The sequence below is a fragment of the Pseudomonas kielensis genome (assembly GCF_014236655.1).
Classification (GTDB): Bacteria; Pseudomonadota; Gammaproteobacteria; order Pseudomonadales; family Pseudomonadaceae; genus Aquipseudomonas; species Aquipseudomonas kielensis.
In genome coordinates, this window is record NZ_JACMYG010000063.1 from 1 (window position 1) to 8,214 (window position 8,214).

Sequence of the window (8,214 nt, forward strand, 5' to 3'; positions counted from 1 at the left end):
CGGCATCATGCTCTACATCAAAAAAGATGTTGGCATGGGCCTCGCGATCAGTTGGGAGTGGTGGAACGATGGACACGCTTGCTTCCGGTTGAGTTGCCGCCGGCGGAGTTACTTGTGGCGATTCACCGAAGAAGACGTTACTGGTCGCCTCAGTTTGAGTAGTGACGGCCTGATCGTTGACGTCGAGAGGATCGAACTCTGTAGCCTGGTCGCCAATAATTTTGTCGGGATCCATGCAGAACGTGAGCAGGCTCGAGACTTGGATGAATGCAACACCTTCGATATTTTGGCCAGTGGGAACCGCGGCCAAAACTTCACCGCACAGCTTTGCCAAATTTTCGAACTTGCTCGAAAGAACACTCATGGCTTCTGCCTTGTCCTGAACACGACGCACAAGACCCAGAACACGAGAGGTGGTATTGCCCTTTTTCGGTCCCGACCATGACTTTCGAACATCTTCGGAGATCTCAAAAGCGGCTTGACCAACAAGTCCCTTCACCTCCTGTTGAAGCGCATCATCTTCACCAAAATAGTTGGTGTCGTTGATGCGAATCGCAGAAATGTCGAATGTAAGCATCTTTTCAAGAACACCATGTTGCGGTGCGTGTTGGCGAATCAGCTCTGACCGGGTTTTGCCGCCCGGCTTCGATACGCCTGCGTTTTCTGGGGCGTTAGCCCACTCTTGAACCTTCCCTGGCAGCTCAGTCAAAAAGACCTTTTTCTCTGCCAGGTATTTGTCCTTGATTTGCTTCAGTACCTGGGCCAGCGCTTGGGCGTGTGCGGTCGGTACAAAATAGCCTCGCACCCGATTGTTGACCCGGCGAGAGACCCCCACTTTCAAGATTTCGCGCTTGGCTTCCGCTCGGTATTTGTTAACCCAGGCAAAGGTTCCGCTCGGTAGTGTTTTGCCAACTTCACGGATGAAGTCATCAGCTTCTACAGTCTTCTCGCCGGTGCTACCACCGATGATGTAGTCGAACAGCACAACGTCTTGGAGGATCTGTACGCTAACGTCGGCTGTGGGTTGGATTGTGCTCATGTGCTTCTCCTGAATTTGACTGAAATGCAGGTCTCTTGCGAAGACCCAGTGACAGGAGATGCGCCACAGGACCCCATAAGCCGGAGGCGAAAAAAAACCCCAGCTTGAGAGCTGGGGTGTGATGGAGCGTTTAAGAAGTTTGTGGAGTTCCCATTATGGTCGACCAAGTAGCGAGGATCGCCGAGGCTTCGTCTTTCTGAGCAAAATCGAGCACAGTCATCCGCAATGCTTCGATGTATGCCTCTTCGACCTTTTTCCCCATCTGGGTGAGAAGGTTGAAGTTCATTGCCCAGTTGAGGACGTTTCGAGTGGTGATCGTAAACTGGAAAGCCATACCACCTGCACCAGCATCCTCATTCAGACCAATAAAGTTGGCCCGAACTTTTGCGGCAAGGCTTGCCATGGCTTTTGCCGACAGCAGTGGTGCCTTGGTCAGGTTCACGAGGAGAGCAATTTCTTGCTCCTCAGAGAGGTACGTTTCAAACATCACGTTGAAGCGGTCCTGGTTGGCGATGTTCATTTTCTGTGTGCCCTTGTAAATAGCGGCACTACCACCTTGACCCCCAGCTGAACCACGACCGTTGGTGTTACCGGTAGCCATGATCATGCAACCTTGAGCGATCTGTATGATTTCCCCTGTTTGATCCAAATGGATTGGAGCTCCATCCAGAATGCCATTAAGTCCCATAGCAACGTCAGCCGGCACCTGATCCCACTCATCCAACAGCAGAATGGAGTTAGCTTGCATAGCCCATTGGCAAACCTTGCCATACACCCATGTCATGCCTTGGTCTTTTCCGCACAGTTTCCAGCTGCCAAACAAGTCGGAAAGCGTGGTTTCTTTAGAGCATTGAACCCTGAATAGCGAACGCCCGGTGCGTGCAGCAAATGCCTGGGCCATTCGTGTTTTGCCACAGCCGGTAGGGCCATACACATACATGTTGCGTTTCATCTCGGCGCCGAAGAAATCGGCTGGAAGATTTGCCGCTGCCGCCCAAAGGATCAAGCGGGTGAGGTTGGTTTCGTTGAACACGTACGGCTTGATCGCCGGGGTGTGGTGGGTTGCAGGGAAAATCTTTGTTTTCATTTTGTCGAAGAACGACGACTTGGTCTCAAAAACATCTTTGGCATCTTTAACAGCGATCGGAGCGGAGGTGTCGATGATTTCCATGGTATTCCCCATTATGCAGGTTGGGGCCTCTTGCGAAGGCCTGGTACAAGGGAAATGCTGCACACGGGACTAGAAACAGAAAAAACAAAAAAAAACCGAGCTCTGTTGAGAGCTCGGTGGTCGGTTGGTTTATGACTAGGCAACTGCCTGTTTAAGTGAACCGAATACCGCTTTCGCCAGTTCGTTCTCCGTAAGAGCAACACCAAAGTTCAAGCCGGCGCTAGCGTACTGGCCCTTGTATCTGTCACCGATCAGGACAAAGCGAACCTCGATGCCGAGACTGGACGATTCAGCGATCGCCGCGTTCAACACATCGCTGTTCCCTGGATCGCCATCAGTTGCCACAATCAAGATCTTTCGGGCCTCGGGCCGATCGATCAGTTTCTTCAGGGCCCAGACCACCGCGAGGTGAGTCCTGGTTCCATTTGCTGCTGTTGGAGCATAGCGTTGCAGCGTACCCGCCCAGCTTTCATCAAACGCATGCCATTCTCTGACGACGGTGTTGTAAGTGGCTATTCCCACCGGAATCGAAAGGTTGTGAAGCACTTCACCTACCGCGACCGAAACGCGCTTACAGGCCTCGTGAGCGGTGATACGTACATCCACTTCACGTGGGCCAGGTGCCGGACCGAACTTGCTGTCCATTGAGGAGCTTTCGTCACCCAGTAGATAAAAGCAGGTGTCGATCGACTCCCCTTCTATCGTCTTGGTGAAAAGCTTCTCTTCGCCCAGTGGGTACCGCCACAGTGATCGCGTATTGAGCTTGCCTTCGGTTGTGCGTCGCGTTTCACTTTTGGTCACCGTTTCGATCATGTCCTCGAACGTCAAGGACAGCATCGCGGCGGTCTTTTGAGCACCTGCTCGAAGCTTTGCGCGATTCTCAATCGAGCCACCCAATTTCGAGAGACTTAGTTCCTGCATTTCGTTTGCGTTGTCGGGTTGATAGCCCCCGCCAGACTTAGAAAATGCACCGGTGCTTGCGCTCAGGATTTCTTCGAGGCCTTTGCCGAATGGTCCCAAATCCTTCGAGGTAGCGTTCAGGATTTGATCAATGGCGTTGCTCAAGTCACCCTGGGCTGGCGATTGACTTCCACCCTGCCCATTTGCCTCACTTGGAGAAGGTTTACCATCACCGCTACCACTTGGGTTCGTGTTTGCATTTGGTTTGGGGTTAGCGGCCGGGTTATCTTTTGCCAGTTTCAGCAAAGCGACAATTCGGTCAGCGGCATCAGAGGCACCTTGTGAATCTTTCGCGAGGCATCCATCCAGTGCGATCTGCTTGACCTGGCCAACGAGATCAGCCCCGAAGGTGCTGATAGCGAGGGCTCGGTAATCTTTGGCAAACTCAGAAAGGCAGTCTTGTTTGAGCAACTCGCTACGAAGCTCGGTGACAAGCCAACTGGCCAGAATCGAAGGTGGCGTTTCGCGAGTCAGGTCCGGACCTCGGAACACCCCCTTAGCCGTCAAGATGCGTAATGCAGCATGGATCTTCTGATTGGCGCCTGCGTATTTGGGAATACCCAAGAGCTCGCCACGTGGATCTTCCAGAATGTTGAACAGATCGCCTGAGATACCCTGTTTTAATGGGACAGAAAAGTCGGTGTGAAGTCCGTGGCAAACGATCTCGTGCGAGATCAGGCCTTCGATCAACACTATGTCCTCTTCGGTACCCAAGGCGGCCATCTTCGGCAAGGTCATCACCAGGCCACCTGCGGTGGTCGGATCAGGACCAATTGAAGCTGTGCTGATGTGATCCCAAACGATGCGAACCTTTCGACCATTCTCGTTCGCTTGCGCAATGAGCATATGGGTGTACAGGTACAGATGGCGCATTGAGATTTTTGATACGGATGGCAGTTGTACTTCGAAGTGGCCCATGTTGTATCCCCTTGCAATGAAATTGCGGCATCCAGGATGCGAATGCCTTACATAGGGGGATGCGTGACACGGGTTTAGAAACGGGGATTCAGTTCGACTTGATCGGTTTCAAACCGTGGTGTTCGAGTTGAAGGCGGACGGCGTCCAGCACGTCAGCAAGCAATGCCTCGGTGTCGAGGCTCGGTAGAGGTGTTGGGGCCGCTTGTGTCGCCTGTGGGGAAGCTACAGCGATTGTTGAACGGTTGGTGCGTTGTTGCGCGACATAATCTTCAACGAGCTCTCTGAGCAGTGCCGAGGATGTCAGGCCGGGCCGATGCCCTTCCGCCAGCGATGAGACAATCTGTAAAAACTCGTCTTCAGTGGACCTGCTCACCCGGGTGGATAACGGCTGGTCAGCACTTTCGCGGCCAGCGAAATTGATTGAGTCCGCCAGAACCAGGTAGGGTTGCAGAATCGGCGCCATTAGTGCCCGAACTTCCTCGTCGTCAGGGTACTGGAAACACTGCATTTTTAGCTTTCTACTTAGAAAGCCGAGCAGCACTGGCGAAGCCTCGACATCGCTGATGCGTCGCAATTCGTCCACTGCGTCGTTTGCATACTTCAGAACTGTGGGCTGGCTAAGCAGATACGAACGGCCGATTTCTCGGGACATTTGACCCGATAGAAGCCGTTCATAAATCGCTACCTTGATAGCCAGTGGTGTTGATTTGGCGCCCAACCTGTTCCCCTTTTATTGCTTCGTTGGGATGAGTCCGGCATCTATTGCGCCCTGCTCTATTTCCGACCTCCCAAGGGTAACGCCCCAGAAAAGCATCCTAGAAGAACCTGATTGCCTTTCTCCATCGATATCGAGATCACCGAAGCCGCGTGCGTCAGCATCCATTTCAGCTAGCTGGAACCCATCTGTGCAGGATGACAAGAGCCGTAACCGTTCTGATGCTTGCTGCTGGATAGGCTCTGGTAGGTACATAATAAAATGGCCGAGGCCCCCTTTGCGTGCAAGCCTTCCACGGAGTTGGTGAAGTTGCGAAACGCCAAAATTTTCTGCGTTAACCGCAACGAGCAAATGCAGATGGGGGAACGTTACCCCGACCTCGATAACTGTCGAGGCCACGAGCAGCTTGATTTTTCCGTCCTTCATTGCCCGGATAGTCTTTGTTTTGACGTCGTCAGGAAGGCCACCGTGAATCATGCCGACACTGTCGCCTAAGACACGTTTAAAACGCTCGTAGGCCGCCTCGACAGAGTGGCGCGAAGTATCGGAATTACCGTTGACCACCGGGTAAATGAAAGCCGCCTGCCGTCCTCCATGGATGACCTCCATGACAAAATCGTTCAATTTCTCCCGCGCTTTTAAAGTGATTATTCTAGAAATGATTTCTCGCTTCACTGGCGCCTGCTGAAGAATCGAAATGGGCATCCCACCGAGCTTTACCAGCGCAACGGTGCGTGGGATGGCGGTAGCAGTAGCCTCAAGAAAATTGGTGTGTGGAGCCAATAGTTTTTTTCGCTGAGAAACGGAGAATTTATGCTGCTCGTCGGCGATCACCAGGTCAAACACAATGCCTTCTTTCTTCGCCGCCGTGAGCACCGCCGTGGTACCGACGATGATCCCCTTCGAGATGTCGCCTTTTGCTTTACTGACATACTGGGTGACAGGAATCTCGTAGAAAAGTGATGAAAGCTCGCTGGCCAGCTGATCCACCAAAATTTGGCTCGGAGCGATTATCGCGACGCGAGCACCGGCCAAGTAACTCGCGGCGGCGGGAACCATAAACGTGAAGGACTTTCCGGTACCCACGTCACCGCTCAACACGCGGTCCATTGGGAACGGTGATCTGAGGTCCCCCACGATTTCTTCGATCGCTCTGAGTTGGTCGACGGTGGGCTCAAAAGGTGCCCTCTGAATGAGGTCGGCGACCTGGTCACGATCAATACGCAACAGCGAACCTTTTACCGCCGGCCTCGATCTATTGGCGATGACCTTGTTTACAAGCGCTTTGATAGAGAGGGCTTTGGCCACCTCAATAGCCGCGAGCCCCTCTCGGACAGAAAGTGGCGCGTGCAAGTTACGCAGCAAGGTAGCCGGGTCGGTGAACCCGGTAAGCTTGGCAAATTCGTCTTCGTGCATTAGCGCCTGTTCGAGCAGCAGGCAGGCAGCTTCGTTGATCTGTGGGAGTGCTCTGCCAATACTCTCGGTAAGGAGATCTGCGCTGACCTGGTTGCTCTTCCCTTGGTAAATGGGGACCACCCGCCCAATCTGCGCATCACCGACCACGGTGGGGTTTGACAAGCCTAAGCGGCCGTCGAAGGTGGTTAACTGGCCGTAAAGGTTAACGACAGATCCAAGTTCCGGTTGAAGCCAGTTCTCGATCGCGGGCTTGCCGATCGCATTGATCTGAACGCGATCCCCCCGGCCGTCGACAGCCCGCATAACTGCACGAAAGGCGCCTTTCAACTCGCCGATCATTTTGCCTTCCCGGGAGAATATCGAACGCTCGACCAGCGTCAACGCGAGGTAATGAAACTCACCGGTGTTGGGCAGTGGCAGGATTTCAAGCGGGTCGTGGTAATCGCGAAACCCCTTCGGCACAGTGAGGAGGCATTCGGGGAGCGTGGAGAACCCCAATCTGGAAAGCCTGCCGATGTCTTCATTCATGCTGATATTCGCTGCTGTGATGTTCAAATGTTATTTCACGCGTAGCAATAAGACAACCAGTGGCCATTTTAAATCTCATGCTCGTACGCATAATTTTTCGAAAAAAAACCCCAGGCATCGAATGCCTGAGGTTGTGTGGGTTTGTGCTCAATGAGAAACACGGGAAGAACCGTTCTGATCGGTGATAACTCGTACGTTGTCGCCTTTTGCGAATGGCTCGCTTGAGTCCTTTGCCTGCGTTACCGCCTGCAAGTCGTTACCTACCAGTTTCACAGTAATTTCGATGCCTTCAGAGTCGTGGACCTTCTTGTCCACTATCGCGCCGACGGCTGCACCAACTGCACCTGCAACAACCATTACTGCCAATTGACCCAATCCACCACCGCCGTTGCTGCCAGCGATCGCACCGAGTGCACCGCCGGCCATACCGCCCAGAGGAGAGGCCTTACCGTTGATTTTGACGTCGCGGATCGATTCCACCACACCGAGCTCAACCTGCATTTTTTTTCCAGCTGTAGCTTCGTTGTAGTCGTGACTGGTCATGTTGTTTGCGCAACCACTCATAACAACGGTGGAGATGATCAAAGCAATAGCTACGATGCGTTTCATAATGATTACTCTCACATTCAATAGGATTAGTGTTTGGTGTTTTTAAAGCTTGCGCAGAATCGGGTTAGCCCGACTGTCACAAGTAGTGCAATGCCCACGCAGACAGTCAGCAATGACAAGAACCATTCCGTGTCGTACTGGATGGAGCCGCCCACCATTGCCATTAGGTACAGAAGAATTTCCATTTTTGATTCCTGATGAACGACTCGCCCCTTGGGGGAAGTGATTTACCTTTCACTTCCGATATGACGTACACGCGTGTGTAATTTCGTCCCGGCTATAGATCGGCTCCCTAGGAGCGAATATAGGAACCTGTGCGGCATCTCCCTGCTCTATGGAAAACCTACAAGGGTGGGGTTATGAAAAGGCTGATCGGCGGGCAACCGCTGTACTCCAAAGATGCGCTCGTGTTTTCAAATGCCTCGGTTATTTGCGTTGGCAACAGGGGGAAATCCATTACCTATCAGATAAAAAGCGAGCATGGAAACGTTGGAGTTCTCAATGAAAACGAGATTGAGGAATGGTTCGACTTGCATCGTACAGATGAGAATGAGGTAGAACCTCGCCTCAGTGCTACGCCTGGAAGTGGCTTTTCTTTAATGGTGAACGAAGCTCACGCTGCGAACATCAAGACGATTGTTCCGGTTGAGCTTTACAGTATCGAATCCAATGAGAATGATGTTTGCTCATTCAATGTCCACAGCAAAAATTGGACTCGGTTCTCCGAGTTACTCTGTTTGCGTGATCGCATATAACGCAGCACAAACCGACCTTATTGGTCGGTTTTTTTTGGCAAAAAAAACGCCTCACAATTGAGGCGTTCATAAGTGGAAAAATTTAATTTTCCTTTTTACCATC

7 protein-coding genes are annotated in these 8,214 nt (G+C 52.3%); 1 reads left to right on the forward strand and 6 read right to left on the reverse strand.

Annotated features, from left to right (window positions below; translation table 11 throughout):
- The 6 genes from H7995_RS27820 to H7995_RS27845 form a co-directional block, all read right to left on the reverse strand.
- The coding region (locus H7995_RS27820) for a DUF3150 domain-containing protein (protein WP_185819298.1) at window positions 1-1,039 on the reverse strand (1,039 nt) is incomplete at its 3' end.
- A 130-nt stretch (window positions 1,040-1,169) separates the two neighbouring features.
- Window positions 1,170-2,210, reverse strand: coding sequence for an AAA family ATPase (locus tag H7995_RS27825; RefSeq protein ID WP_185819299.1), 1,041 nt, complete (start codon window positions 2,208-2,210; stop codon window positions 1,170-1,172).
- A gap of 135 nt (window positions 2,211-2,345) precedes the next feature.
- Window positions 2,346-4,088 carry a vWA domain-containing protein gene (locus H7995_RS27830; RefSeq protein ID WP_185819300.1) on the reverse strand — a complete coding sequence of 581 codons (1,743 nt, stop codon included), beginning with the start codon at window positions 4,086-4,088 and terminating at the stop codon, window positions 2,346-2,348.
- An 88-nt stretch (window positions 4,089-4,176) separates the two neighbouring features.
- Entirely contained in the window at window positions 4,177-4,806 is a 630-nt protein-coding gene (locus tag H7995_RS27835; RefSeq protein ID WP_185819301.1) for a hypothetical protein, read from the reverse strand.
- 12 nt (window positions 4,807-4,818) lie between these two features.
- The gene (locus tag H7995_RS27840) at window positions 4,819-6,774 is read right to left on the reverse strand and encodes a helicase-related protein (RefSeq protein ID WP_244647839.1); all 1,956 of its coding nucleotides are present in this window, start codon (window positions 6,772-6,774) and stop codon (window positions 4,819-4,821) included.
- 120 nt (window positions 6,775-6,894) lie between these two features.
- Complete coding sequence (locus H7995_RS27845) at window positions 6,895-7,356, reverse strand: hypothetical protein (protein ID WP_185819302.1); 462 nt, start codon at window positions 7,354-7,356, stop codon at window positions 6,895-6,897.
- A 359-nt stretch (window positions 7,357-7,715) separates the two neighbouring features.
- On the opposite strand from H7995_RS27845, the gene H7995_RS27850 reads away from it, so the two are divergent.
- Window positions 7,716-8,111, forward strand: a complete 396-nt coding sequence (locus H7995_RS27850; protein ID WP_185819303.1) for a hypothetical protein — start codon at window positions 7,716-7,718, stop codon at window positions 8,109-8,111.
- Window positions 8,112-8,214 lie beyond the last annotated feature (103 nt).